24 protein-coding genes and 3 tRNA genes are annotated in these 23,724 nt (G+C 67.2%); 18 read left to right on the forward strand and 9 right to left on the reverse strand.

Going from position 1 to position 23,724, the window contains the following annotated elements; all coding sequences use genetic code 11:
* The first annotated feature begins 34 nt into the window (after window positions 1-34).
* A complete protein-coding gene (gene map / locus HNO80_RS00375) occupies window positions 35-802 on the forward strand; it encodes a type I methionyl aminopeptidase (protein WP_175320893.1) in 768 nt (255 codons plus the stop codon).
* A 31-nt stretch (window positions 803-833) separates the two neighbouring features.
* Here the strand turns inward: map and HNO80_RS00380 are convergent, their stop codons facing one another.
* Complete coding sequence (locus HNO80_RS00380) at window positions 834-1,361, reverse strand: LapA family protein (RefSeq protein WP_175320894.1); 528 nt, start codon at window positions 1,359-1,361, stop codon at window positions 834-836.
* 239 nt (window positions 1,362-1,600) lie between these two features.
* On the opposite strand from HNO80_RS00380, the gene HNO80_RS00385 reads away from it, so the two are divergent.
* Window positions 1,601-2,617: a magnesium and cobalt transport protein CorA gene (locus HNO80_RS00385; RefSeq protein WP_175320895.1), complete on the forward strand. Its 1,017-nt coding sequence runs from the start codon at window positions 1,601-1,603 to the stop codon at window positions 2,615-2,617.
* A gap of 89 nt (window positions 2,618-2,706) precedes the next feature.
* On the opposite strand, the gene HNO80_RS00390 is transcribed toward HNO80_RS00385, so the two are convergent.
* Window positions 2,707-2,779 (reverse strand) — tRNA-Arg (locus tag HNO80_RS00390).
* Between the two features lie 280 nt (window positions 2,780-3,059).
* Here HNO80_RS00390 and HNO80_RS00395 point away from each other — a divergent pair.
* The 3 genes from HNO80_RS00395 to ettA all read left to right on the forward strand — a co-directional run bounded on the left by HNO80_RS00395 (window position 3,060) and on the right by ettA (window position 5,908).
* Window positions 3,060-3,602, forward strand: a complete 543-nt coding sequence (locus tag HNO80_RS00395; RefSeq protein WP_175320896.1) for a single-stranded DNA-binding protein — start codon at window positions 3,060-3,062, stop codon at window positions 3,600-3,602.
* A 191-nt stretch (window positions 3,603-3,793) separates the two neighbouring features.
* Complete coding sequence (locus HNO80_RS00400; RefSeq protein WP_249777073.1) at window positions 3,794-4,138, forward strand: DUF6993 domain-containing protein; 345 nt, start codon at window positions 3,794-3,796, stop codon at window positions 4,136-4,138.
* Window positions 4,139-4,225: 87 nt separating this feature from the next.
* Window positions 4,226-5,908, forward strand: a complete 1,683-nt coding sequence (gene ettA / locus HNO80_RS00405) for an energy-dependent translational throttle protein EttA (RefSeq protein WP_175320897.1) — start codon at window positions 4,226-4,228, stop codon at window positions 5,906-5,908.
* Window positions 5,909-5,986: 78 nt separating this feature from the next.
* Here ettA and tesB read toward each other — a convergent pair whose 3' ends face one another.
* On the reverse strand, window positions 5,987-6,967 hold the full coding sequence (gene tesB / locus HNO80_RS00410) for an acyl-CoA thioesterase II (protein ID WP_175320898.1): 981 nt from the start codon (window positions 6,965-6,967) through the stop codon (window positions 5,987-5,989).
* A 63-nt stretch (window positions 6,968-7,030) separates the two neighbouring features.
* Between tesB and HNO80_RS00415 the strand changes: the two genes are divergently transcribed.
* Window positions 7,031-7,690 carry a DUF8185 domain-containing protein gene (locus HNO80_RS00415; protein ID WP_175320899.1) on the forward strand — a complete coding sequence of 220 codons (660 nt, stop codon included), beginning with the start codon at window positions 7,031-7,033 and terminating at the stop codon, window positions 7,688-7,690.
* A gap of 32 nt (window positions 7,691-7,722) precedes the next feature.
* Here the strand turns inward: HNO80_RS00415 and HNO80_RS00420 are convergent, their stop codons facing one another.
* Complete coding sequence (locus HNO80_RS00420; RefSeq protein WP_175320900.1) at window positions 7,723-8,166, reverse strand: GNAT family N-acetyltransferase; 444 nt, start codon at window positions 8,164-8,166, stop codon at window positions 7,723-7,725.
* A 38-nt stretch (window positions 8,167-8,204) separates the two neighbouring features.
* On the opposite strand from HNO80_RS00420, the gene HNO80_RS00425 reads away from it, so the two are divergent.
* Window positions 8,205-8,912, forward strand: a complete 708-nt coding sequence (locus HNO80_RS00425; protein ID WP_175320901.1) for a Pr6Pr family membrane protein — start codon at window positions 8,205-8,207, stop codon at window positions 8,910-8,912.
* A 121-nt stretch (window positions 8,913-9,033) separates the two neighbouring features.
* On the opposite strand, the gene HNO80_RS00430 is transcribed toward HNO80_RS00425, so the two are convergent.
* Together HNO80_RS00430 and HNO80_RS00435 are read right to left on the reverse strand one after the other, a co-directional pair.
* The gene (locus HNO80_RS00430; RefSeq protein ID WP_283810418.1) at window positions 9,034-9,492 is read right to left on the reverse strand and encodes a globin; all 459 of its coding nucleotides are present in this window, start codon (window positions 9,490-9,492) and stop codon (window positions 9,034-9,036) included.
* A gap of 1 nt (window position 9,493) precedes the next feature.
* Window positions 9,494-10,153 carry a mechanosensitive ion channel family protein gene (locus tag HNO80_RS00435; RefSeq protein WP_175320902.1) on the reverse strand — a complete coding sequence of 220 codons (660 nt, stop codon included), beginning with the start codon at window positions 10,151-10,153 and terminating at the stop codon, window positions 9,494-9,496.
* An 88-nt stretch (window positions 10,154-10,241) separates the two neighbouring features.
* Here HNO80_RS00435 and HNO80_RS00440 point away from each other — a divergent pair, with 88 nt between their 5' ends.
* A complete protein-coding gene (locus HNO80_RS00440) occupies window positions 10,242-11,249 on the forward strand; it encodes an NAD-dependent epimerase/dehydratase family protein (protein ID WP_175320903.1) in 1,008 nt (335 codons plus the stop codon).
* On the opposite strand, the gene HNO80_RS00445 is transcribed toward HNO80_RS00440, so the two are convergent.
* Together HNO80_RS00445 and pepN are read right to left on the reverse strand one after the other, a co-directional pair.
* Entirely contained in the window at window positions 11,237-11,767 is a 531-nt protein-coding gene (locus tag HNO80_RS00445; RefSeq protein ID WP_175320904.1) for an OsmC family protein, read from the reverse strand. The genes HNO80_RS00440 and HNO80_RS00445 overlap by 13 nt on opposite strands.
* Window positions 11,768-11,885: 118 nt before the next feature.
* Window positions 11,886-14,438, reverse strand: coding sequence for an aminopeptidase N (pepN, locus tag HNO80_RS00450; RefSeq protein WP_175320905.1), 2,553 nt, complete (start codon window positions 14,436-14,438; stop codon window positions 11,886-11,888).
* Between the two features lie 145 nt (window positions 14,439-14,583).
* On the opposite strand from pepN, the gene HNO80_RS00455 reads away from it, so the two are divergent.
* From HNO80_RS00455 to HNO80_RS00465, 3 genes are all read left to right on the forward strand, one after another.
* Window positions 14,584-15,585, forward strand: coding sequence for a hypothetical protein (locus HNO80_RS00455; protein ID WP_175320906.1), 1,002 nt, complete (start codon window positions 14,584-14,586; stop codon window positions 15,583-15,585).
* 72 nt (window positions 15,586-15,657) lie between these two features.
* On the forward strand, window positions 15,658-16,152 hold the full coding sequence (locus HNO80_RS00460) for a ribose-5-phosphate isomerase (protein WP_175320907.1): 495 nt from the start codon (window positions 15,658-15,660) through the stop codon (window positions 16,150-16,152).
* Entirely contained in the window at window positions 16,152-17,084 is a 933-nt protein-coding gene (locus HNO80_RS00465) for an Fpg/Nei family DNA glycosylase (protein ID WP_175320908.1), read from the forward strand. The genes HNO80_RS00460 and HNO80_RS00465 overlap by 1 nt, the downstream gene beginning before the upstream one ends.
* Window positions 17,085-17,229: 145 nt before the next feature.
* Here HNO80_RS00465 and HNO80_RS00470 read toward each other — a convergent pair.
* Window positions 17,230-17,300, reverse strand: a tRNA-Gly gene (locus HNO80_RS00470).
* 131 nt (window positions 17,301-17,431) lie between these two features.
* Between HNO80_RS00470 and HNO80_RS00475 the strand changes: the two genes are divergently transcribed.
* From HNO80_RS00475 to HNO80_RS00505, 7 genes are all read left to right on the forward strand, one after another.
* Window positions 17,432-17,506 (forward strand) — tRNA-Pro (locus HNO80_RS00475).
* Window positions 17,507-17,574: 68 nt separating this feature from the next.
* Entirely contained in the window at window positions 17,575-18,996 is a 1,422-nt protein-coding gene (gene tig, locus HNO80_RS00480) for a trigger factor (protein WP_175320909.1), read from the forward strand.
* A 246-nt stretch (window positions 18,997-19,242) separates the two neighbouring features.
* The gene (locus HNO80_RS00485; RefSeq protein ID WP_175321079.1) at window positions 19,243-19,854 is read left to right on the forward strand and encodes an ATP-dependent Clp protease proteolytic subunit; all 612 of its coding nucleotides are present in this window, start codon (window positions 19,243-19,245) and stop codon (window positions 19,852-19,854) included.
* A 38-nt stretch (window positions 19,855-19,892) separates the two neighbouring features.
* On the forward strand, window positions 19,893-20,552 hold the full coding sequence (locus HNO80_RS00490) for an ATP-dependent Clp protease proteolytic subunit (protein ID WP_175321080.1): 660 nt from the start codon (window positions 19,893-19,895) through the stop codon (window positions 20,550-20,552).
* 209 nt (window positions 20,553-20,761) lie between these two features.
* The gene (gene clpX / locus HNO80_RS00495) at window positions 20,762-22,042 is read left to right on the forward strand and encodes an ATP-dependent Clp protease ATP-binding subunit ClpX (protein WP_175320910.1); all 1,281 of its coding nucleotides are present in this window, start codon (window positions 20,762-20,764) and stop codon (window positions 22,040-22,042) included.
* A 148-nt stretch (window positions 22,043-22,190) separates the two neighbouring features.
* Window positions 22,191-22,808, forward strand: a complete 618-nt coding sequence (locus tag HNO80_RS00500; protein ID WP_502707789.1) for a mycothiol-dependent nitroreductase Rv2466c family protein — start codon at window positions 22,191-22,193, stop codon at window positions 22,806-22,808.
* Window positions 22,809-23,344: 536 nt separating this feature from the next.
* Window positions 23,345-23,638, forward strand: a complete 294-nt coding sequence (locus HNO80_RS00505) for a putative quinol monooxygenase (RefSeq protein ID WP_175320911.1) — start codon at window positions 23,345-23,347, stop codon at window positions 23,636-23,638.
* The last annotated feature ends 86 nt before the right edge of the window (window positions 23,639-23,724 follow it).

A 23,724-nucleotide genomic window follows, 5' to 3' on the forward strand; every position in this document is an offset into this window, starting at 1 on the left:
GGAGCCACCTGCTCCCGCGTCGGAAGGAAGCCCCATGTCCATGATCAAGAGCCCCGAAGAGATCGCCCTGATGCGCGAGGCCGGACGGGTGGTGGCGAACGCGCTGGCGCAGGTGCGTGAGGCTGCCGCCGTCGGCGTGTCCCTCAAGGACCTCGACGGCGTGGCCGCGCAGGTGATGGCCGAGGCGGCCGCCACGCCGGCGTTCCTGAACTACCGTCCCCGCTGGGCCTCCATTCCTTTCCCCGGCGTGATCTGCACGTCCGTCAACGACGCCGTGGTGCACGGCATCCCCAACGATTACCGGCTCGAAGACGGCGACCTGCTCAGTGTGGACTGCGGTGCCTTCCTGGCGGGCTGGTGCGGGGACGCCGCCGTCAGCTTCATCGTGGGCACGGCAGACCCGGTGGACCAGGCACTGATCGACGCCACCGACGAGGCCCTGGCCCGCGGCATTGAGGCGGCGCGGATCGGCAACAAGATGGGCGACGTAGCGTACGCGATCGGCGGGGCCGCGCGCCGGGCCGGTTACGGGCTGCTCGCCGACCACGGCGGCCACGGCATTGGCCGGACCATGCACGCGGAGCCGCCCGTGCCCAACGACGGGCGGCCGGGCCGGGGCATCAAGCTGACCGAAGGTCTGGTCATCGCGATCGAACCCATGCTGATCCTCGGCGGCAAAGGCGACTACTACCACGACGACGACGAATGGACCCTGCGTTCAGCCAACGGACGCCGGGCGGCCCACAGCGAGCACACCGTGGCGATCACCGCGGAGGGCCCGGTCATTTTGACGCTGCCCTAGGGACGGTGGGCGGCGCCGGGCCCGCTGGTGATCAGCGGGTCCGGGTGCCCTGGCCAGCCAGTCGGATGCGCTGGCGATGCGTTGCGAGCCGCAACTGGATGATGCGGGCCGCTCCGGCGATGGCGACCAGCACCCCGCCGCCGACCGCGGCGATGAAGAGCGCAACGCCGAGCGGGACGGACCCCTCCAGGCCGAAGAACTTCACCTGGACATAGACCTGGTTCTGCAGGATGAAGACGATCAGCAGGATCAGCACCACCAGCGCGCTGGCAACCGCGGTCCACACCATGCCCGCGCGGGTGACCCGGCGGGGTTCCGGTGCAGCGGCCTTCGGTTCCGGCGTCTCGGCGCGGGGAGTTTCGTCGCGCGGAACGGCTATTGCGTCCACTGGGGCCCCGGTGCCGAGGTCGGTGCCGTCTGCCGGGCCGCCGGCGGGGTAGCCCTCGACGGGGCCGGACGGGGCCTCCGGCGACACCGGGTACTGCGCGGGAGCGGCGTTGCGGGGATCCTGGGAATCGCGGGGATCCCGGGGATCGAATCCGTGGGGTGTCTGGGTCATGGCGGCCGTACCTTTCGATAGCGGGCGGGTCGCTCAGGTTTTCCCTGGTGTCCTGCCTGTCACCTCAATACTAAGCGTGCTGATGGCGGAGCAGGCCTGCAGCTGAGGGGCGCGTTGCGGCTCAGTCCGGCCGTGGCAGGCGCGAGAAGGCAGGCTGTTGGCACCGGGCGGGCGGGGGTATAGCGTCACAGCCAAAGGGGCGCCCGGAGCCGGGGGCGTTCAGGCGAGGAGGCATAGCCGTGACGATCGTCGACAACGCCGTCTACGTGGACGGGTACCGGACCGCGGACCCGGACGACCTGGACGAGACGTACTTCCTGTTGCGGCAGCGCCAGGGCATGGCCTGGATCGGCCTCTACCGTCCGGACGCAGCGGAGCTCCGCTCGGTGGCCGAGGAATTCGACCTGAACCATCTGGCGGTGGAGGACGCGCTCGCCGGCCATCAGCGCGCCAAGCTCGAACACTACGGTGACACCCACTTCCTGGTGCTGCGGCCGGCCCGGTACCTGGATGAGGTGGAGAAGGTCCAGTTCGGCGAGATTCATATTTTCACCGGCCCCGATTTTGTGGTCACCGTCCGCCACGCGGAATCACCGGACCTGGCACGGGTGCGCCGTCGGATGGAGTCCCAGCCGGAGTTCCTGGCGCTTGGGCCGGACGCCGTGCTGTACGCCATCCTCGACCAGGTGGTCGATGAGTACGAGCCCGTTGCCGCCGGCCTGGAGAACGACGTCGACGAGATTGAAGACGAGCTGTTCGCCGCCGATCCGGGAGTTTCCCGCAGGATCTACGAACTCTCGCGGCAGGTGATCATGTTCCAGCGCGCGACGGCGCCGCTGACCGTTATTTTGCAGGCACTTCGGGCTGGCGCCCCCAACCACGTGCCGGACCCGGAGCTGCAGGACCACTTCCGCGATGTGCTGGACCACGTGCTGCGCCTGAGTGAACGGATCACCGCGTTCCGCGCCCTGCTCCAGAACGCGCTCGCGGTCAACGCAGCCCTCGTGGCGCAGCGGCAGAACGATGAAATGCGGCTCCTCACGGAATCGAGCATCGCCCAGAACGAACAGACCAAGCGGATCTCGTCCTGGGCCGCCATTCTCTTCGCGCCCACGTTGATCGCGTCGATCTACGGCATGAACTTCCGCCTGATCCCGGAGCTCGACTGGATCTTCGGCTATCCCATGGCGCTGGGGCTGATGCTGGTGATGGGCGTGGCCCTTTACCTGACCTTCCGGCACAACAAATGGATCTGAAGGGGCGCGGCTTCGCGTCGTAGCGGGCCTCGAGGCGGAAAGGGTGCGGCCCTGGACGGCGGATGATCCGCGACCAGGACCGCACGTTGTGCCCCAGGAGGGAATCGAACCCCCGACCGGCGGATTAGAAGGCCGCTGCTCTATCCCCTGAGCTACTGGGGCACGTTCGGCGTCCCGCCCGGCTGCTGCCGGGGACGCCTCAAGAAGTTTACAGTGCCCCGCGCGCCCCGCCAGTCAAGCGTGCCCGCGCCTGCCTCGCCGACCCTGTTTTCCACATAGCGCAGTCCCGCACTGCCTGCCGCTGCGCCCGGGCGTGAAGCTGGAACTGCTCGGTAGGCAAGACCAATCGAGCGAGCGTTCTCAAGACATGGCTTATTCAGGACAGGGCATATTCAGGACAGAGCCTGTTCAAGGCAGCGACTATTCAAGACAGGACAGACCAATGAACGACAGCATCACGGTCCGCGGCTTCGTCGCCTCGGAGATCAGGAGCTCGACGACGCCGGGCGGGGTCGCCACCGCTTCCTTCCGGCTGGGCTCGACGGAGCGGCGTTTTGACCGCTCCGCGAACGCCTGGGTGGACGGAAACACCAACTGGTTCACGGTGCAGGGATACCGCCAGCTGGCCGGAAACATAGGCTGCAGCATCAAAAAGGGTCAGCGCGTCATCATCGTGGGCCGGCTCAAGATGCGCAGCTGGGAAAAGGACGGCCGCGTCTATCACGTGGCAGAAATCGACGCCGAGTCTGTCGGCCACGACCTGATGTGGGGGTCCGCCAACTTCACGCGCACCGCCGCCAACGGCCCGGTGCCCGGCCAGGACGCCGCATCCCCCGAACGGACCGACGGCGGGCACGACGCCCCCGACGAGGACCGCGGCGTGGACGCCGGCACGGACGATGAAGGCGCCGACGATGCCGGGTCGGACGATGACGAGCAGGATTTTGACGCAGAGACCGGCGAATTGAAGGGGGCCGCCGCCTGAGGCCGGCGGACGGCCGCCCATGGCAGAATTGCCGGGTGAAGCGAGCCCGGACGAACACTCAATACCAGGCGGTGCTGCCGGTGCTTGGGGCGCTTACCCTGCTGCTTGCATCAACGGCTGGTTGTTCTGCGGCCGCTGGCGGCAATGGGGGAGCGGCGGCTGACGTCCACTCCGCAGAAACACCGCCGGGCATGGCCCGGCCCGCACCCGCCCAGGTCCCTTCCGCGGCAGCGACAGCGGGCCCTGCCACCTCGGCGGCCACGGCCCGGGTAGAGGCGGCCTTGGCGAAGGTGGCCAGGGAGGCCGAGCCCGGAACGGAACAGATCCGGGCGGCCCTCGTCGAAGCCGGATTCCCGCGGGACGCCATCGAAGTTACGGCGAGCCGAACCCCCACCGGGCTGCAGGCTGACGCTGTGGAGGCCGCGGTCCGGCAAGACCGGGACTGCGTCGTTGCCCAGCTGCGCAACGGTACGGTGGCGGTGACCGTGTTGGCCGTCTTGGCGGATGGCCGCTGTTTCGCGGGCTCACCCGCCTAGAGACCGTCCGGAGACCCGGTGCCGGGCCTCCGGCTGGCCGGGCCCCGGAATGTGAGTTATCCGCGTCAAGCCACTAGATTTGTAGGCATGGCGGAATTTATCTACACAATGACCAAGGCCCGTAAGGCCGTTGGCGAAAAACTTATCCTCGACGACGTGAGCATGTCCTTCTTCCCGGGGGCCAAGATTGGTGTTGTTGGCCCGAATGGTGCCGGTAAGTCCACCATTCTCAAGATCATGGCCGGCCTGGACACTCCCTCCAACGGCGAGGCCCGGCTGAGCCCGGGCTACACCGTCGGCATCCTGCTGCAGGAGCCGCCGTTGAATGAGGACAAGACCGTTCTGGGCAACGTCCAGGAAGGCGTCGGCGAGATCTACGGCAAGATCCAGCGCTTCAACGAGATCTCCGAAGAGATGGCCAACCCCGACGCTGACTACGACGCCCTCCTTGAGGAAATGGGCCAGTTGCAGGAAGCCATCGACGCTGCCGACGCCTGGGACCTCGACTCCCAGCTCGAGCAGGCCATGGATGCCCTGCGCTGCCCGCCGGCCGACGCCGATGTCACGCTGCTCTCCGGTGGTGAGCGCCGACGCGTCGCCCTCTGCAAGCTCCTGCTGCAGAAGCCGGACCTGCTGCTCCTTGACGAGCCCACCAACCACCTCGACGCCGAGAGCGTGCTGTGGCTTGAACAGCACCTCTCCTCCTACCCGGGCGCCGTCCTCGCCGTCACCCACGACCGGTACTTCCTGGACCACGTGGCGGAATGGATCGCCGAGGTGGACCGCGGCCACCTGTACCCGTACGAGGGCAACTACTCCACGTACCTCGAGAAGAAGCGTGCCCGCCTGGAGGTCCAGGGCAAGAAGGACGCAAAGCAGGCCAAGCGCCTCTCCGAGGAACTCGAGTGGGTTCGCTCTAACGCCAAGGGCCGCCAGACCAAGTCCAAGGCCCGTCTGGCACGCTACGAGGAAATGGCCGCCGAGGCGGACCGCACCCGCAAGCTCGACTTCGAAGAGATCCAGATCCCGCCGGGACCGCGCCTTGGCGGCCTGGTCCTGGAGGCCAAGAACCTCCAGAAGGGCTTCGAGGACCGCACGCTGATCGACGGCCTGACCTTCACGCTTCCGCGCAACGGCATCGTCGGCGTCATCGGCCCGAACGGTGTCGGCAAGACCACACTGTTCAAGACGATCGTTGGGCTGGAGCCCCTCGACGGCGGCGAACTGAAGATCGGCGACTCCGTCAAGATCTCCTACGCGGACCAGAGCCGTGGCGGGATCGACCCGAACAAGACCCTGTGGGAGGTCGTCTCCGACGGCCTCGATTTCATCCAGGTCGGCCAGGTCGAGATGCCGTCCCGCGCCTATGTTGCCGCGTTCGGCTTCAAGGGCCCGGACCAGCAGAAGAAGGCAGGCGTGCTCTCCGGTGGTGAACGCAACCGCCTGAACCTGGCCCTGACCCTCAAGCAGGGCGGTAACCTGCTGCTCCTCGACGAACCGACTAACGACCTCGACGTCGAGACTCTCAGCAGCCTCGAAAACGCCCTGCTCGAATTCCCGGGCTGCGCCGTCGTGGTCTCGCACGACCGCTGGTTCCTGGACCGGGTGGCCACCCACATCCTCGCCTACGAAGGCGACGAGGAGAACCCTTCCAAGTGGTACTGGTTCGAGGGCAACTTCGAATCCTACGAGGAGAACAAGATCGAGCGCCTCGGCCCCGACGCGGCCAAGCCGCACCGCGTGACGCACCGCCGCCTCACCCGCGACTAAGTCCGCAAAGCGGTCCCGTCAGGGCCTGCGCAAAAGGGCCGGCTCCCCACGGGGAGCCGGCCCTTTCGCGTGTCTGGGTCAGCCGCGGTCGGCCTTGCGCATCTGGTGCTCCAGCACCTTGGTCTGGACGGCGCCCTTGACCTTGTTCTTGAAGTCGGTCGGCACCCGGATCATGCCCTCCTGGGCCACCGTCGCGACGTGCCGGCCGTCGCGGCTGAAGATCTTGCCGGTCGCCAGGCCGCGGGCACCCTGCGCGCTGGGGGATTCCTGGACGTAGAGCAACCACTCGTCCACGCGGACGGGTCGGTGCCACCACATGGCGTGGTCCAGGCTGGCGACGGACATTCCCGGGGTAATCCAGCTCATGCCGTGCTTGCGCAGGACGGACTCCAGCAGCGTGTAGTCGCTGGCGTAGGCCAGTGCGGCGCGGTGCATCTCCGGGTCATCGGGCATCGGGCCGAAGGTACGCATCCAGACCGCGTTCCGGGCTTCCTTGGGTCCTTTCGCGGAGACGTACAGGGCCGGATCCACGTGGCGGATGTCGAAGGGGCGCTCGTAGGCCCAGTGGCGTGCCACCGGGTGGTCGTACTTGCCCAGCAGGTCAGCCGTGCTCGGCAACGACTCCGGGTCCGGTATCCCGGCGGGCATCTCGGTCTGGTGCTCGATGCCTTCATCCTCGTCCTGGAAGGACGCGATCATCGACAGGATGGGCATGCCCTCCTGGTACGCGTGGACCCGGCGCGCGGAAAAGGAGCGGCCGTCGCGCAACCGCTGGACGCCGAAGGTGATGGGCTTGTTGGCGTCGCCCGGCCGGAGGAAATAGCCGTGCATGGAGTGGACGGCGCGGCCGTCCGGAACGGTGCGACTGCCCGCCACGAGGGACTGGGCCAGCACCTGGCCGCCGAAGACGCGCTGCCGCGGCTGCTTCTGCGAGGGGCCCATGAAGATGTCCTCGTCGGTCCGTGCGCCCTCCAGCTCACCGAGGTTCAGGAGTTGGATGAGCGAGGAGGTGGGATCCTCGGTGGGCATCGCCTGCAATCCGGCATCGGCTTCAGTCATGGTTTGACTCTAGACGGCACCCCGGCACGGCTCAAAAGAGGCACAGCCGGTAGAGTCAAGATTGTGTCTGACGTCCTAACCCAGCCCCTGCAGTTCACTGATCCCCGCGACCTGGCCGACCTGCGCACCTTCGCCACCCGCGCCCGGGCCATCGAGGACGGCGCCATCCGGCTGAACGCTTCCGGGCCGGTCCTGGCCGCGTACGTCTGCGTGCTCCGGCCCCGGCTGCTGGGGGAGGCCACCCCCACCATCCTGGGGCTCCGGACCGTGGCGCTGGCAGCGCCGGCCGAGCTCGATGTGACCGTTCCGCTCTCTGCCGTGTTGGACCGTCTGGCCCGCGCGGGCGCCGACGACGTCGAATTCCCGGTGCCGCCGATGACCGTCACCGAATCGTGGGCCGGCGTCGGCGCACCTCGCGCCGGCTGGGAGCCGCTCGGCGCGCTGCCGGACACTGTCCTGCGGCTGGCGGCGGAGGCAGGCATCACCGAGATCGCAGCCATCATCCCGGACAAGCCCGGCGCCCTCATCGTGAACAACGCCCGGGCCACCGTCTGGGGCAGGCCGCTGCCCGACGCCGGCGGACTGCCCGCCGGGGCGGCGTTCGCCGCGCTGACGCTGGGCTTCCTGGCGGACGGCGAACAAAGCCTCTTCCGTTCGGGAAGGTGGTTCCGGCTCAGCAGCCCCCGCGGCCACGTCCTGGTCCGCGCCGGCTCAGGGCTCTAGGACGCAGCCCGGCACTACTACCTGGCTCCGGCTTAGAACCGGAGAACGCTGAGCTCGTCGGCAGGCTGGAACCCCAGCCGAGCGTAGAAGGTCCGGGACGCGGGCGACGGCGAGAGCACCATCCGTGCCGCGTTGATGCCCTGCGAAAACTCAACCGCCGTCTGCACCAGCTGTGCTCCGATGCCGGCGTTCCGGAAGTCCGGCAGCACATAGACGTTGCCGAGGTAGACCCAGCGGGAGGGCGGTTTCCCCGGCTTGGGCATCCGCTCGAAGATGAGGAGGTTAAGCATCCCGACCAGTTCGCCGTCCTCCTCGGCCACAAAGAACTTCCGCGGATTGGCATCCATCCAGCCGCCGTAGATGTCTTCGAAATCTGGATCGTCCTGCGGTTCCGGCTCCTGTTCTGCGGCCCACGTGGCCCTGAGTGCTGCAAGGCCGGCGCGGTCCTCGGGGCATTCGTCGCGGATTATCAGCATGGGGTTACCCTACTGATCGGGCCTGCCATACTGAGCGCATGAGCGTCATGTCGGTGCTGGATCCCCCGGTCTTGCGACATCTTGGCTTCAATGATGCGCTGCATCCGGACCGCAGCTGGATCCGATTGCTCCGTTTCGCCGTCGGCGCCTTCGTCCTCGTGGCCCTGGTCCGGAAGACGTGTGACGCGACGCTCCCTGGCAACGACGTGGACGTGGCCCAGCTCTACTCGGAGTTCACGGTCCAGTCGAACCTCGTCCTCGGGCTTGTGCTGCTCGCATCCGCCGTCCTGCCGCGGACCCGGCTGCCGGAATGGTGGGACCGCATGTTCGGGGCGCTCGCCTTGTATCTGGTGATGACGGGCATCATTTACGTGGTGCTTGTGGCCCCGCCCGGGGAGCCTTTGTGGAGCCTGGACTTGTACTGGCCGCAGCTCGCCCACCACCGCGTGGCCCCGCTGTTCGCCGCTCTCGACTGGCTCCTTGTTACGCGGACCGTGCGCGGCAGCTGGTGGCGGCCGCTGGCGTGGCTGGGCTACCCGGCCGCTTTCCTCGTGTTCTCGTGGGTGCGCGGGGGTATCGACGGCTGGTACGTGTATGACTTCCTCGACCCGACGCTCGCCGGCGGCTGGCCGGCCGCGCTCACCACGACGGCGGAGGTGCTCCTCGCCTTCCTGGCCGTTGCGGTCCTGCTGCATGTGGCGGGCAACGCGCGCTCCTCGCTCGCCGCAGGACGTGGGAAGCGTTGACGCCGGCGTTGATCGAGGCGCACGAAATACTTGCCGCCCCATACCCAGCCGGGTATTCTGGACGCAGAAAGACCCCGGAGGCATTCCCCCAAGTGCCTCCGGGGTCTTTCCATGTCCGGTCCTAGGCCCCGGAAGGGCTGTTGACCATCGAGAGCGCGGCCCGCTCCATGTAGTCCCAGAGGGTCCCCTCGTAGAGCGGCGGCAGCTCCAGGGCGTCGATGGCGGTGCGCATGTGGTGCAGCCAGGCGTCCTTCGCCTCGGGCGTGACGCGGAACGGCTGGTGCCGCATCCGCAGCCGCGGGTGGCCGCGCTCCTCGCCGTACGTGGTGGGGCCGCCCCAGTACTGTTCCAGGAACATCAGGAAGCGCCGCTTGGCCGGCCCGAGGTCCTCTTCCGGATACATCGGACGCAGCAGCGGGTCGGTCGCGACGCCGTCGTAAAACACATCGATCAGCTTCACGAAGGTTTCGTGGCCGCCCACGGCGTCATAGAAGTTGTCCGTGTAACCGGGCTGGCTGAACGGATCGTTCTGCATCAGCATCTTGGGCTGGCGGGGTTCGCCGGAAATTGGGATCGTCATATTATTCTCCGGCCTGTTGCTGGGTTGAGGAGCCGGCGTCGTCCGCCGGCCCGCTGTCGGGCGCCACGTAGCTGCCCTGCGAACGGTTGCCCACCCGCAGGATCTCGCCGTTGCGCAGGTACCAGACGGTGCCGTCCTCGGCCCTGACCCGGGTGATCCGCAGGCCCATGGACTCGACCGTTCCCACCACCTCGGACGTTTCGATGATGTCGCCGATGCCGTACTGGTCCTCGATGGTGATGAAGATGCCGGCCAGGAAGTCGCGGATCAGTTGCTGGGCGCCGAAACCGATCGCGACGCCGAGGATGCCGACGCTGGTCAGCAATGGGGCGATGTTCACGTTGAGGTTCTGCAGGACGTACATCACCGTGATGACGACGACGAGCACGCTGACCACGCTGTTGAGCAGCGAACCGATCGTGTTGGCGCGCTGCTCGCGCCGCTGGTGGTCCAGGGCACGCAGCGCGGGTGCCACCCAGCGGAAATGCGGCTTCTTGAAGAACGTGGTTCCGGCGGCAACCCGCTTCGTGATGCCCGCGATTACGAAGGACGCCACCAGCCAGGTGGCGACGCCGACGCCGATGCTGATCAGGACGCCCGGCAGGTTGACCGCCGAGATGTCCGGCGGCGTGAGGGGCTCGGCGGTGGTCAGGCTGTACATCAGCAGGGTTTACTCCTTAGGGGCGCCCGCGTTCGCCGGGCGCATAACACTCTGTTCAGCTTCAACATTAGCGCCGTAGCGTGGCCCCATGCGCATTCTGGTCCTCGGCGGCACCGCCTTCCTGTCAGCAGAAATCGCCCGGCAGGCGGTCGCCGCCGGGCATGACGTCATGTGCCTGGCCCGCGGGACCCGTTTGGCCCCGCCGGAGGGCGCCAGTTGGCTGAAAGCGGACCGCTCGCAGGGCCCCGCCGCCTACGCCGGCGCCGCCGGCGTGGGGGACTGGGACGCCGTCGTCGACGTCGCGCGGGACCCCGGGCAGGCGCGGGAGGCACTCGAAGCCCTGGCGCCAAGCACCCGGCACTGGACCTTTGTCTCGAGCTGTTCGGTCTATGCGGACCATTCCGTCCCGGGCGCGGCCGAGGACGCCGCCGTGCTCGCCCCGCTGGCAGCGGGAATCGAGCCGACCATGGAGAATTACGGCGAGGCAAAGTCGGCCATTGAACAGGCGACGGCGGAACTCGCCGGCGGCAAGGCGCACCTTTGCCGGGCCGGGCTGATCGGAGGGCCGGGGGACGGCTCGGACCGCTACGGCTACTGGCCCGCCCGCTTCGCCCGGGACCCGGGTCCGGTACTGGCTCCGGACATTCCGGCGGACCCCACCCAGATCATCGATGTCCGCGACCTCGCAGCGTGGGTGCTGCTGGCGGCTGAATCCGGTGTCACCGGGGCCCTGAACGCCGTGGGCGACCCGGTGCCGTTCGGCGACTACCTCGACGAGTCGCGACAGCTGTCCGGGGGAGCAGCCGAGGTGGTGGCCGCCCCGGCGGGCTGGCTGGCCGCACGCGGGGTGAACTACTGGGCCGGCCCGGACTCGCTTCCGTTATGGCTCCCACCCGGCCACGAGGGCTTTGCGGCCCGCAGCAACGCCGCGGCCCGCGCCGCGGGACTGGAGTTGCGGCCGTGGCGGCGGACATTGCAGGACACGCTGGCGGACGAGCGCCGCCTTGGACTCCGCAGGGAGCGCAAGGCGGGGCTCAGCCCGGACACCGAGCGCCGGCTGCTGCTCGAATTCCAGACCGAGTTTCAGTCCGCCTGAGCATCAGCGGCCGTAGCGGCCGGATCCGCCGGTACACCGGGAGCCGGGTCCACGGCTGCTGAGGCCTCGTGCCGGACCGGGAAGTTGACGCTTCGGGCGATGAAGCACACCGCGTTCGCTCCGCGGTGCAGTTCCTCGAAAAGTTCCTCGGCCACCGGGGCCGCCGTCGTGACCCGGGGTTTGAGCGTGACCGATTCGAACTGGCCGCTGCCGTCCCGGTTGGTCCGCATCACGCCCTCGGCGCGGTCCTCGTAGCCGGTCACCACCACGCCGTGCTTCACGGCGACGTGCAAAAAGGACAGCATGTGGCACTGCGAAAGCGCCGCCAGCAGCAGCTGCTCCGGGTTGTACCGCTCCCGGTCGCCGTGGAACGTGGGGTCCGCGGAGCCCTTCAGGACCGGCAGGCCAGGGATCTCGACGTCGTGGTCGCGCGAGTAGCCCCGGTAGGAGGACGTCCCGCTGCCCAGGTTCCCGGTCCAGCGAACCGTCAGGGCGTAGTGGTGCTGGTCGAGGTTCATGCGGCCAGTCTAACTGCGCCAAAAACAGCAGGACCCCGGCGCCGCCAAGCGGTGCCGGGGTCCTGAACTGCAGGTCCTGAACTGCAGGTCCCGGAGTGCGGGCTAGTTTCCGCCGGGCCTAGACGTCCGCCGCACGGGCGCGCAGGGCGCGGGCGACGCCGTCACGGTTTTCCAACATCATCCGTCGCAGCGCCGCGCTGTCTTCCGGCAACGAGGCCAGGAACTCATCCGTGCGGTCCACCGTGGCCTGCGTGGTCAGCTGCGCCGGGTAGAGCCCGACGACGATCTGCTGGGCCAGGGCGTGGGTGCGGTCCTTGACGATGCCCGGCACGGCTTCGAAGTACTTTTCGGCGTAGGGCTCCAGCAGCGCGGTGTCCAGCACGCGGGTGAAGCCGGCAACCGCCGAACCCTGCAGTGCGTTGGACAGCTCACCCTTGACCACGATCGATTCCCAGGCCGCGGCCTTGGCCTCGGCGGTGGGAATGGCTGCCTTGGCAAGGGCCGCCGCGTTCTGTCCGGTGGCGGTGTTGTCGTGCTCCAGTTCGGCGTCGATCTTCTCCTGCCCGGCCCGGCCGCCTGCGACGAGGGACGCGATCAGCTCCCAGCGCAGGTCCTGGTCCACGGTGAGGCCCGCCAGCTCCAGCGAGCCGTCCAGCAGGCCGGCGACGGTGTCCAGCTGCCCGGCGCTGCGGGCCAGCAGGGCGTAAGACTTCACGAACTGCAGCTGCGCGTCGGACCCGGCCGGGACGCGGGAGGCGAGCTCCCAGAGCCGATCGGCCGCGGCCGTCGCGGTGGCGTCCTTGTGCTCCGCGGCCACGTAGAAGTTCAGCGTGGTGGCGAGCTGGCGGAGCTGGACCAGGATCACGGAGGAATCGGACTCCTCGGCGATGTTGGCCAGGATCAGTTCCACGTAGCCGCGGGCCGGGGTTTCGCCGTCGCGCGCCGCGTCCCAGGCCGAACCCCAGACCAGCGTCCGGGGGAGGCTCTGGCCGAAGTCCTTCAGGTGCGCCGTGGCGGTGGCGAGGGACTTCGGGTCCAGCCGGACCTTGGCGTAGGCGAGGTCGTCGTCGTTGAGCAGGATGAGGTCCGGCTGCGCCAGACCGGCCAGGGCGGGAACCTCGGTGCGCTCGCCGTCGACGTCGAGCTCCTCGCGGTGCACGCGCTCCAGCTTCCCGGCGCCGTCCAGGTTGTAGAAGCCGACGGCGAGCCGGTGCGGGCGGATGGTCGGCTGCGCCTCGGTGGCGGACTGCAGGATGGCGAAGGACGAAATCGCGCCGTCCTCGCCGACGGACAGCTCCGGCTTGAGCGTGTTGACGCCGGCGGTCTCCAGCCAGAGCCGTCCCCAGTGGTCCAGGTCTCGGCCGCTGGCCTTTTCCAGCTCGACCATCAGGTCGCTGAGCTCGGTGTTCTGCCAGGAGTGCTTGCGGAAGTACTCGCGGACGCCGGCCATGAACTCTTCCGGGCCCACCCAGGCCACCAGCTGCCGCAGCACCGAGGCACCCTTGGCGTAGGTGATGCCGTCGAAGTTCACCTCCACGTCCTGCAGGTCGTTGATCTCGGCGAAGATCGGGTGCGTGGTGGGCAGCTGGTCCTGGCGGTAGGCCCAGGACTTTTCCACCGAGGCGAAGGTGGTCCAGGCGTGGTCGAACTTCGTGTTCTCGACGGCGGCGAGGTGGGACATGTACTCGGCGAAGGACTCGTTGAGCCAGAGGTCGTTCCACCAGCGCATGGTCACGAGGTCGCCGAACCACATGTGGGCCAGCTCGTGCAGCACGGTGATGGCGCGGCGTTCCACCTGGGCATCGGTGACCTTGCTGCGGAAGACATAGCCCTCCAGGATGGTCACGGCCCCGGCGTTTTCCATGGCCCCGGCGTTGAACTCCGGGACGAAGAGCTGGTCGTACTTCTCGAACGGGTAGGGGCAGCCGAACTGAGCCTCGAAGAACTCGAAGCCCTGGCGGGTGAGGTCGAAGATGTTGTCCGCGTCGAGGTACTGCATGAGGGACTTGCGGGCGAAGACGCCCAGCGGGGTGACTTTCCCGTCCGCGGACTTCACTTCGCTGCGGACCGACTGGTACGGACCGGCGATCAGGGCGGTGACGTAGGAGGAGAGCCGCGGGGTGGGGGCGAACTCCCAGACCGAGCGCGCGCCGCCGTCCTCGCCGGGGATGGTTTCCACCGGCACCGGGGTGGGGGAGTTGGAGACGACGTCCCAGTGGGAGGGCGCGGTGACCGTGAAGCTGAAGCTGGCCTTAAGGTCGGGTTGCTCGAAGACGGCGAACATGCGCCGGGAATCCGGAACCTCGAACTGGGTGTACAGGTAGACCTCGTTGTCCACCGGGTCCACGAAGCGGTGCAGTCCCTCGCCCGTGTTCATGTAGGGCGCGTCCGCGACCACCAGGAGCTCGTTCTCGGCGGCCAGGTCCGGCAGCTGGATCCGAATGCCGTCGGAGACTTCCGCGGGATCCAGCTCGCGGCCGTTGAGCGTGACGCTGTGCACCGCGTGGGTCACGGCGTCGATGAAGGTCGAGGACCCCGGCTTGGCCGTGAACTTCACGGCGGTGGTGGAGCCGAAGACCTTTTCACCACGGGTCAGGTCAAGGCTGACGTCGTAGGAGTCGACGGCGATCAGTTCTGCGCGCTCGCGGGCTTCGGCGCGCGTGAGGTTCATACCGGGCAAAGGGTGCCTCCAGAAGTGGTGGGAACGGTGGAAACGATACTGTGAAATTATTCTTTCACGCTGTGCTGGGTTGGCAAGTTGTCCACGTCACAGCGCGTCCCCTCCGACCGGCCCCGGCAGGGGTAGCGTTGGGTCTATGGGAAAGATCCGGGATTCCGTTGACGCCAGGGCCCTGCGTTTCGCCGTGGGTTTCCCGCTCATGCTGGCTGCCGGCTTCGTGGTGTGCGCGCTGCTGATCCGCGCGGACCTGCCCGAGCCGCTGGCCGTCCGCTGGACCGAGGCCGGCGCCGCCGATTTTGCGCCCTTTGGAGCCGTGGTGGGGGTTGGTGCGGCCATGATCGTCCTGGTCGGCTGGGCCGTCCTGCTGCAGGCGGCGCCGCTGTCCCGGCCGGCCCTGATGCGCCGGTTCATGATGGGCGCCGGGCTTGCGGTAAGCCTTTTCGTCACCACCGTCCTTGCCGCCGTGCTGGTGGGCCAGCTGGGGCTAGCCGATGCGCGGGAGTCCCGCGTGGACGTGGCGGTCCTGGCCATGGGCAGCGGTGCGGCCCTGGGCCTCGGCGTGGTGATGGGCTTCGTCTTCAAGGCGGACGAGCGGTGGTCCACCGAGGACGAACGGGCCGCGCAGGCCGCGCTGGAACGGGAGCTGGACCCCGAACTGGCCGGCGATTCCGTCATCCTCTGGGTCCACGCCCGCAGCTCGGTGTTCGTGATGCTCGGGATTGCCACGCTGTTCCCCGCGGCCCTGCTCACCGTTGCCGTGCCGTGGCTGGCCGCGTTGCTCGTGGCGGTCGCACTGCTGGCGGCCGTGTTCCTGTTCGCCCGCATCCGGGTGGACCGGAGCGGCCTGCGGGTGTTCGCGGCCGGGTTCGTCCGGGTTATGGATGTTCCCGCGGCGGCCATCGACTCGGCGACGCCGAAAGAGGTCAAGGCCGCCGACTATGGCGGCTGGGGATACCGGAGCCACGGCTCCACGACGGCGATGCTGGTCAGCAGCGGCCCCGCCGTCGTCGTCGACCGCTCCGACGGCCGCCGGCTGGCGGTGAGCGGCGGCAGCGCGACGACGGCGGACCATGTCGCGCAGGTGCTCTCCCGCGTTGCGGCCCGTGCGCGCCGCAACGGCGGGGCGCCGGCGGCATAGCCCTAGTAGGCTTGGACGAGCCCTGATCAGCAGCGCCGAGAGTCCACCGGCGCCCCACAGAACGGATACGCCGTGACCACTGCCCCGGATTTCCCGCGCGTTCACATCGCCACCGACCACGCCGGCATGGAGCTCAGTGCCCATCTGGTGGCCTACCTCCGGGCGAAGGGCTACGACGTGGTGGACCATGGGCCGAAGGTCTATGACGCACTGGATGACTACCCCTCGTTCTGCATCAACGCCGCCCGCGCCGTCGTGGCCGACCAGGAAGCCGGCACCCACGCGCTGGGCATCGTCCTGGGCGGTTCCGGCAACGGCGAGCAGATCGCGGCCAACAAGGTCAAGGGGGTCCGGGCCGCCCTGGCCTGGAACCTCTCCACCGCAAAGCTGGCCCGTGAGCACAACGACGCCAACGTCGTGGCCGTGGGCGGCCGCCAGCACAGCGTCGACGAGGCCACCGGCATCATCGAGGCCTTCCTGACCGAGCCCTTCAGCAACGACGAGCGCCACGTCCGCCGGATCGGCAAGATCGCCACCTACGAAACCACCGGCGAGGTCGTCGAGTAGTGCCGGAAGGGCATTCGGTCCACCGGCTGGCGCGGCAGTTCGCGGACGTCTTTGCGGGGGAGCGGCTCGCCGTGTCCAGCCCGCAGGGACGTTTCGTGCAGGGCGCAGCGCTGCTGGACGGCCACGTCCTCACCGGGTCCGTGGCGCACGGGAAGCACCTGTTCCTCGGCTTCGACCACGGACTGGTCCTGCATGTCCACCTGGGGCTGTACGGCGCGTGGGACTTCGGCGGCGACGCGGACTTCCGCGGGGCCTCCAGCATTGGCGCACCCCGGAAAATAGGGGAGCGGGAGGTCTACAGTGACGGCGGCGCGGATCCCGTATACGCGGGCCCGCCGGCTCCGGTGGGCGCGGTCCGGGTCCGGCTGGCCAGCGCGCACGGCTGGGCGGACCTCCGCGGGGCAACCACCTGCGAGACGCTGACCGAAACCGAGGCCGAAGCCGTCACGGCCCGGCTGGGCCCGGACCCGCTGCGGAACCTCCCGGGGGACCGGGAGGGCTTCATCGCCGCTCTGGCGAAGAAGCGCACGCCGCTGGCCACCCTGCTGATGGACCAGAAGGTGATTGCCGGCGTCGGCAACGTCTACCGGGCCGAGCTGCTGTTCCGGCAGCGGCTGGACCCCTGGCTGCCCGGGAGTGCCCTGCCGGCAGAGGCCGCCGGGCTGCTCTGGGACGACACCGTCGCGATGATGTCCGACGGCGTCCGCGACGGCCGGATCATCACCACCCCGGCAAGCTACTGGACAGGGCAGGGCCACTGGGCAGGGCAGAGCGACCGGGCAGGGCATGGCGACAGGCTGCCTGACCCCGAGGAAGCGCACTTTGTCTACCGCCGGCAGGGCCTGGACTGCCGGGACTGCGGCACGGCCGTGGCACTGACCGAGCACGCCGCCCGGAAGCTCTACTGGTGCCCGGTCTGCCAGCGCGCCTGAGCCAGCCGACGCACCGCGGCCCCGTGTCGGTTGCTCCATAAGTGCCCCTTTGACCCGCGAGAAGGGCACTTGCGGAGCAGCCGATGGCGGGGGTGGGCACGAAAAAAGCCCCTCCGGGGAGGGGCTCGCGCTTCGTCATATTCGGAGGGGACGACGGGAATCGAACCCGCGTAATCAGTTTGGAAGACTGAGGCTTTACCATTAAGCTACGTCCCCGGGAATTTGCTGGAACTTCAGCAAAACTTCCGGGCGGCTGTTGAAGCCGGATACAACTAAACCCAATTCAGGCCCCCAGTGTCAAATGTGCAAATCAGCACAGTATGACCGTAGACTGTTCTGTGCACTTACGGGGTGTAGCTCAGCTTGGCTAGAGCGCCTGCTTTGGGAGCAGGAAGTCGCAGGTTCAAATCCTGTCACCCCGACTCTGCAGCAACTGCCAGATAAGTGGCGTTGCAGAACCCCATCCCCCAAAACCAGGAGTACTTAGACTGTGAAGAGCGCTGTCGAGAACCTCACCCCCACGCGGGTCAAGCTCAATGTTGAGGTCCCCTTTGAGGAATTGAAGCCCAGCATCGCAGAGGCATACAAGACTGTTGCTTCGCAGATCCAGGTTCCCGGGTTCCGCAAGGGCAAAGTCCCCTCCAAGCTCATTGACCAGCGCGTCGGCCGCGGCTACGTGCTGGAAACGGCCATCAACGAAGGCCTCAACGGCTGGTACCAGGCTGCCGTGCAGGAAACCGGCATCCGCCCGCTGAGCCGTCCCGAGGTTGAAATCACCGAGGTGCCGGACCCGTCCGCCACCGACGGCGAACTGAAGTTCCACGCCGAGGTTGACGTGCGCCCCGAAATCGAACTCCCGGACTACTCCGGCATCAAGGTTGAGGTCGCCGCTGCCGAGTCGTCCGAGGCCGACGTCGACAAGGCCCTCGACGAGCTGCGCGGCCGCTTCGGCACGCTCAAGTCCGTTGACCGCCCCGCCGCCGACGGTGACTTCCTCACGATCGACATCACTGCCTCGATCGACGGCGCCGAGGTCGACTCCGCGTCCGGCCTGTCTTACCAGGTCGGCGCCGGCACCATGCTCGAAGGCCTCGACGAAGCCGTCACCGGCCTCAGCGCCGACGAAGACGCCATCTTCGACACCACCCTCGTGGGCGGCGACCACGCCGGCGAGGCCGCGCAGGTCAAGGTTGTCGTCAAGGCCGTCAAGGAGCGCGAGCTTCCCGAGGCCAACGACGACTTCGCCCAGCTGGCGTCCGAGTTCGACACCCTCGCGGAGCTCCGCGAGGACCTCGCCAAGCAGGCCGCCGACTCCAAGACGGTCGAGCAGGGCGTAGAGGCCCGCGACAAGGTCCTTGACAAGCTCGTCGAGCTCGTTGAGGTGCCGGTCCCGGAATCCGTCGTCGAAGAGCAGCTCGAGCAGCACTTCAGCGCCGAGAACTCCCACGGTGAAGGCGAGCACGACACCGAGGAGCACCGCGCCGAGGTCAAGGCCAACACGGAGCGTGCCTTCCAGAACGAGATCATCCTTGACGCAATCGCCGAAAAGGAAGAAGTCAACGTCACTCAGAACGAGCTGATCGACTACATCGTCACCACCGCCAGCCAGTACGGCATGGACCCGAACCAGTTCGCGCAGATCATCGATCAGAGCGGCCAGGTTCCCATGATGGTTTCCGAGGTGCGCCGCCGCAAGGCACTCGCCGTGGTCCTGGGCCAGGCCGAGGTCACCGACTCCGAGGGCAACAAGGTTGACCTGAGCGACTTCGTCCGCCCCGGCGGCGAAGAGGCCTCCTTCGAAGCCGACGCCACCGACGAGGCAGCCGCAGCCGAAGCAGCCGCCGAGTCCTCCGACGACGCGGCAGCGACCGAAGCGACGAAGAACGACGACCCCGCGGCCGTGAAGTTCTAGCACCTACGGTTCCCGTAGTTCCTGCCCGCACCCCCGGATCACCGATCCGGGGGTGCGGCTTTTTAAGCCTGCAATGAACCCTTCCGGGCAATCGTGCGCCGTCAGCGAACAGCCCTGCGCCTGAGCACAAAGCAGGCGCGAAAACCGTTAGTGTCCATGTAGGAAAGTTCAGTGATGCCGTCCAGTGGCGTCACCGTCGCCAGCGAGAGGTAAGTACACATGTCACAGCAAGCAGGGGATCCCCGGATGGCTACCGTCGATCCGGCAGCCCAGGATAACTACATTTACAACCGCCTGCTGAAAGAGCGCATCATCTGGCTCGGCTCTGAGGTCCGCGACGAGAACGCCAACGCGATTTGCTCGCAGCTGCTGCTGCTCTCGGCCGAGAACCCCGAGAAGGACATCTACCTGTACATCAACTCGCCCGGCGGCTCAGTCACCGCCGGCATGGCCATCTACGACACGATGCAGTTCATCCCGAACGACGTCGTCACCGTGGCCACCGGCCTGGCCGCCTCGATGGGCCAGTTCCTGCTCTCCTCCGGCACCAAGGGCAAGCGCTACGCCACCCCGAACGCCCGCATCCTGATGCACCAGCCCTCCGGCGGCATCGGCGGGACCGCCTCGGACATCAAGATCCAGGCCGAGCTGATCCTGCACATGAAGAAGGTCATGGCCGAACTGACCGCTGAGCAGACCGGACAGACCGTGGAGACCATCCTCAAGGACAACGACCGCGACAAGTGGTTTACGGCGCCCGAAGCCCTCGAATACGGCTTCTTCGACAAGATCGCGGCGCACGCCGGGTCCGTGGCAGGCGGCGGCGGAACCAACGCCGACGCTGGCACCGAAAACTAACCGGCACGCAGACAGAACCGACTTCAGGAGCAATGAACATGGACTACAACTTCGGATCGACTGCCGGTAACCTGCCGAGCAGCCGCTACGTGCTGCCGCAGTTTGAAGAGCGGACCCCTTACGGCTTCAAGCGCCAGGACCCCTACACCAAGCTGTTCGAGGACCGCATTATCTTCCTGGGCGTCCAGGTCGACGACGCCTCCGCGGATGACGTGATGGCGCAGCTGCTGGTGCTCGAGTCCACCGACCCGGACCGTGACATCACGCTTTACATAAACTCGCCGGGCGGCTCCTTCACCGCCATGACGGCAATTTACGACACGATGCAGTACATTCGCCCGGAGATCCAGACGGTCTGCCTGGGCCAGGCCGCGAGTGCGGCCGCCGTGCTGCTCGCCGCCGGCACCCCGGGTAAGCGCCTGGCATTGCCGAACGCGCGCGTCCTGATCCACCAGCCGGCCCTCTCCGGCGGCCAGGGCGGACAGGCTTCCGACCTGGAGATCCAGGCCGCCGAGGTCATGCGGATGCGCTCCTGGCTGGAGGACACCCTGGCCAAGCACTCCGGCCGCACCTCGGAGCAGGTCAACAACGACATCGAACGCGACAAGATCCTCACGGCCGCCGAGGCCATGAGCTACGGCCTGATCGACCAGGTGCTTGACTCCCGCAAGATCAAGCCGCAGGCGATCACCAAGTAGCAACACGGCAGTTCAACCACGACGCCGGTGCAGCTCAGCAGAAATGGGCCGCACCGGCGTCTCCTTTCCACCCATCAGGCCGAAAGTGACCTAGAGTGGAAGTTGTCACGGCCTCACGTCCCGCGAGGAACGTCCGTGATTCCAGTAACGGGTGCAGCGCTGCACAGGAGCACGACCCAGCCGGCAGCAAGATACTAAGGGGTTCACATATGGCTCGGATTGGCGAGAGCACCGATCTGCTGAAGTGTTCTTTCTGCGGAAAGAGCCAGAAGCAGGTCCGCAAGCTCATTGCCGGGCCCGGCGTCTACATCTGCGACGAGTGCATTGAACTCTGCAACGAGATCATTGAAGAAGAACTCGCCGAAGTAGCTGACCTGGGCAGCTTCGAGCTGCCCAAGCCCCGCGAGATCTTCGACTTCCTGCAGGAATACGTCATCGGCCAGGAGCCCGCCAAGCGGTCCCTCGCCGTCGCCGTCTACAACCACTACAAGCGGATCCAGGCCGGCCACGCGCCCAAGAGCGGCGCTCTCGCCGAGGGCGGCCACCACGACGACGTCGAGATCGCCAAGTCCAACATCCTGCTGATCGGGCCCACCGGCTGCGGCAAGACCTACCTTGCGCAGACCCTCGCCCGGCGCCTCAACGTCCCGTTCGCCGTGGCCGACGCCACCGCTCTGACCGAGGCCGGCTACGTCGGCGAGGACGTCGAAAACATCCTGCTCAAGCTGATCCAGGCCGCGGACTACGACGTCAAGAAGGCCGAACAGGGCATCATCTACATCGACGAGATCGACAAGATCTCACGCAAGAGCGAGAACCCCTCGATCACCCGGGACGTCTCGGGCGAGGGAGTGCAGCAGGCGCTGCTGAAAATCCTCGAAGGCACGGTCGCCTCCGTCCCGCCGCAGGGCGGCCGCAAGCACCCGCACCAGGAATTCATCCAGATCGACACCACCAACGTGCTCTTCATCGTGGCCGGTGCCTTCGCCGGCCTGGAGGAGATCATCGGTTCGCGCTCGGGCCGCAAGGGCATTGGCTTTGGCGCCCCGCTGAACGAGGTCAAGAACAACGCGGACTCCTACGGCGAGGTCATGCCCGAGGACCTCCTGAAGTTCGGCCTCATCCCGGAATTCATCGGCCGGCTCCCGGTCATCACCACGGTCTCGAATCTGGACCGGCCGGCGCTGATACAGATCCTGTCGACGCCCAAGAACGCGCTGGTCAAGCAGTACCAGAAGATGTTCCAGCTGGACGGCGTCGAGCTGGTGTTTGAGGAAGAGGCCCTGGACCTGATCGCTGACCAGGCCCTGGAACGCGGCACCGGCGCCCGCGGCCTCCGGGCCATCATGGAGGAAGTCCTGCTGCCGGTGATGTTCGACCTGCCGAGCCGCGACGACGTCGCCAGCGTGGTCATCACCGAGGACGTTGTGGCCAAGAAGGCCCCGCCCACCTTGATCGCCCACGACGTCAAGCGCCGCAAGTCCGCCTGATCCGAATCGCGTAGCGCGCCGGGAAAGTTCCGGAATAAATCCGCCGGCAGCTTCGCTATGGGTAACTGATGCTCCGTGCCGTCCTTGGCTATCTTCCGCCGGCCCGCCGCGGTGCCGCTTACCTGTCGACTTCCAAAGGAGATCTCCTGTGCCTGAGACCATGACGAACAAAGCTGACTTCTGGTTCGACCCTATGTGCCCCTTCGCCTGGGTGACGTCGCGCTGGATCAGCGAAGTGGAAGACGTCCGCGACATTAAGACCGAATGGCACGTGATGAGCCTGGCAGTCCTGAACCAGGGCCGCGACGAGTTGCCGGCCGAGTACCAGGAATTCCTGGCCAAGGCCTGGGCCCCGGTACGGGTGATAGTGGCCGCCGCCGAGAAGCACGGCACCGAGTACATCAAGCCGCTTTACGACGCCATGGGCACCAAGATCCACAACGAGGGCAACAAGGACATCGCCGAGGTCATCGCCAAGTCGCTGGCCGAGGCAGGCCTGCCTGCCGAGCTCGCGGCTGCCGGCCAGAGTGATGAGTTCGATGCCCAGTTGCGCGCCAGCCACGAAGCCGGCATCTCCCTGGTCGGCCAGGACGTCGGAACCCCGGTTGTGGCGTTCAACGGCACGGCGTTCTTCGGCCCCGTGCTCACCCGCATCCCGCGCGGCGAGGACGCCGGCAAGCTGTGGGACGCCACCGTTGCCCTCGCATCCTTCCCGTACTTCTTCGAGCTCAAGCGCAGCCGCACCGAGAGCCCCGTTTTCAGCTAGGCGGCTGCCCCGACCGCGATCACAAGGGTCCCGGAAGAACTACTCCCATGTAGTTCCGCCGGGGCCCTTGTGCATCCGGAACCACGGGAGAACAATGGAACTTACCCACTTCGAAAGAAGCGGGACGCAGGAACCAAAGATTCAGTGACACTCATCCGACGCAGCCTTCGGCAAAGTCAGATGATGGCTACCAGTGACGAGGTAGGAAGACCTGAAATTCCAAGGATCCCGCCAGATTACCTAAGACGTCACGTGGTAATCGAAAAGTCGAAGCCCCACCAACCGCAAAAAGCTGATGGGGCTTCCCCTTTGCCCAAAAATCGCCTCAGATTGGTGCCACGCGGGGCAACTTCCCGCAGGCCTTCAGCCACATCGGACTGGTCAACGCGGCCTGGGCCATCAGCGAGGCGGAACGGCGAAGCCAGGGTTCCGCTACCCAACAGCGGCAGAGGATCGGAGCGGCGTCCAAGGAACAAGTCCGGCAGCGCCGCTGTTGCTTCCAGTGACCAACCTGACCACGCGACCATTGGAGCGCCATGCCCATCACAGCCCACCTTGACCTGACCCTCAAAACGGAATCCCTGCCCATGGCGCCGGCCGTGCTCCGCGACATTCTCGCCGATACGCGGGCGTTCGACGGTTGCCTCGGCGTCGATGTGCTGGTCGACAGCGCGGATCCGGCGCATATCCTTGTCGTGGAAAAGTGGGCGTCCCTCGAGCACGACTCCGCCTACCGCGCCTGGCGGGCGGGCGACGGAGCAAGTGGGCTGGGAGACCTCCTGGCCGCCCCGCCGGTCCTGACGCACTTTGAGACTTCCTTCGGCGTCTGAGCCCGGAAGACACAGCACGGAAGACAAAGCACGGAAGACCAAGAATGGAAGAGGGCCCTCCGGCCGGCCTGAGCCGGCCGGAGGGC

Source organism: Arthrobacter sp. C9C5, assembly GCF_013359735.1.
Lineage (GTDB): Bacteria > Actinomycetota > Actinomycetes > Actinomycetales > Micrococcaceae > Arthrobacter.

What these genes read in the sequence shown, in the direction of transcription:
- map (WP_175320893.1), top strand. Translation starts at nt 35, where the DNA reads ATGTCCATGATCAAGAGCCCCGAAGAGATCGCCCTGATGCGCGAGGCC.
- HNO80_RS00380 (WP_175320894.1), bottom strand. Translation starts at nt 1,361, where the DNA reads ATGACCCAGACACCCCACGGATTCGATCCCCGGGATCCCCGCGATTCC.
- HNO80_RS00395 (WP_175320896.1), top strand. Translation starts at nt 3,060, where the DNA reads ATGAACGACAGCATCACGGTCCGCGGCTTCGTCGCCTCGGAGATCAGG.
- HNO80_RS00400 (WP_249777073.1), top strand. Translation starts at nt 3,794, where the DNA reads ATGGCCCGGCCCGCACCCGCCCAGGTCCCTTCCGCGGCAGCGACAGCG.
- ettA (WP_175320897.1), top strand. Translation starts at nt 4,226, where the DNA reads ATGGCGGAATTTATCTACACAATGACCAAGGCCCGTAAGGCCGTTGGC.
- tesB (WP_175320898.1), bottom strand. Translation starts at nt 6,967, where the DNA reads ATGACTGAAGCCGATGCCGGATTGCAGGCGATGCCCACCGAGGATCCC.
- HNO80_RS00420 (WP_175320900.1), bottom strand. Translation starts at nt 8,166, where the DNA reads ATGCTGATAATCCGCGACGAATGCCCCGAGGACCGCGCCGGCCTTGCA.
- HNO80_RS00425 (WP_175320901.1), top strand. Translation starts at nt 8,205, where the DNA reads ATGAGCGTCATGTCGGTGCTGGATCCCCCGGTCTTGCGACATCTTGGC.
- HNO80_RS00430 (WP_283810418.1), bottom strand. Translation starts at nt 9,492, where the DNA reads ATGACGATCCCAATTTCCGGCGAACCCCGCCAGCCCAAGATGCTGATG.
- HNO80_RS00435 (WP_175320902.1), bottom strand. Translation starts at nt 10,153, where the DNA reads ATGTACAGCCTGACCACCGCCGAGCCCCTCACGCCGCCGGACATCTCG.
- HNO80_RS00440 (WP_175320903.1), top strand. Translation starts at nt 10,242, where the DNA reads ATGCGCATTCTGGTCCTCGGCGGCACCGCCTTCCTGTCAGCAGAAATC.
- HNO80_RS00445 (WP_175320904.1), bottom strand. Translation starts at nt 11,767, where the DNA reads ATGAACCTCGACCAGCACCACTACGCCCTGACGGTTCGCTGGACCGGG.
- pepN (WP_175320905.1), bottom strand. Translation starts at nt 14,438, where the DNA reads ATGAACCTCACGCGCGCCGAAGCCCGCGAGCGCGCAGAACTGATCGCC.
- HNO80_RS00455 (WP_175320906.1), top strand. Translation starts at nt 14,584, where the DNA reads ATGGGAAAGATCCGGGATTCCGTTGACGCCAGGGCCCTGCGTTTCGCC.
- HNO80_RS00485 (WP_175321079.1), top strand. Translation starts at nt 19,243, where the DNA reads ATGGCTACCGTCGATCCGGCAGCCCAGGATAACTACATTTACAACCGC.
- HNO80_RS00490 (WP_175321080.1), top strand. Translation starts at nt 19,893, where the DNA reads ATGGACTACAACTTCGGATCGACTGCCGGTAACCTGCCGAGCAGCCGC.
- clpX (WP_175320910.1), top strand. Translation starts at nt 20,762, where the DNA reads ATGGCTCGGATTGGCGAGAGCACCGATCTGCTGAAGTGTTCTTTCTGC.
- HNO80_RS00505 (WP_175320911.1), top strand. Translation starts at nt 23,345, where the DNA reads ATGCCCATCACAGCCCACCTTGACCTGACCCTCAAAACGGAATCCCTG.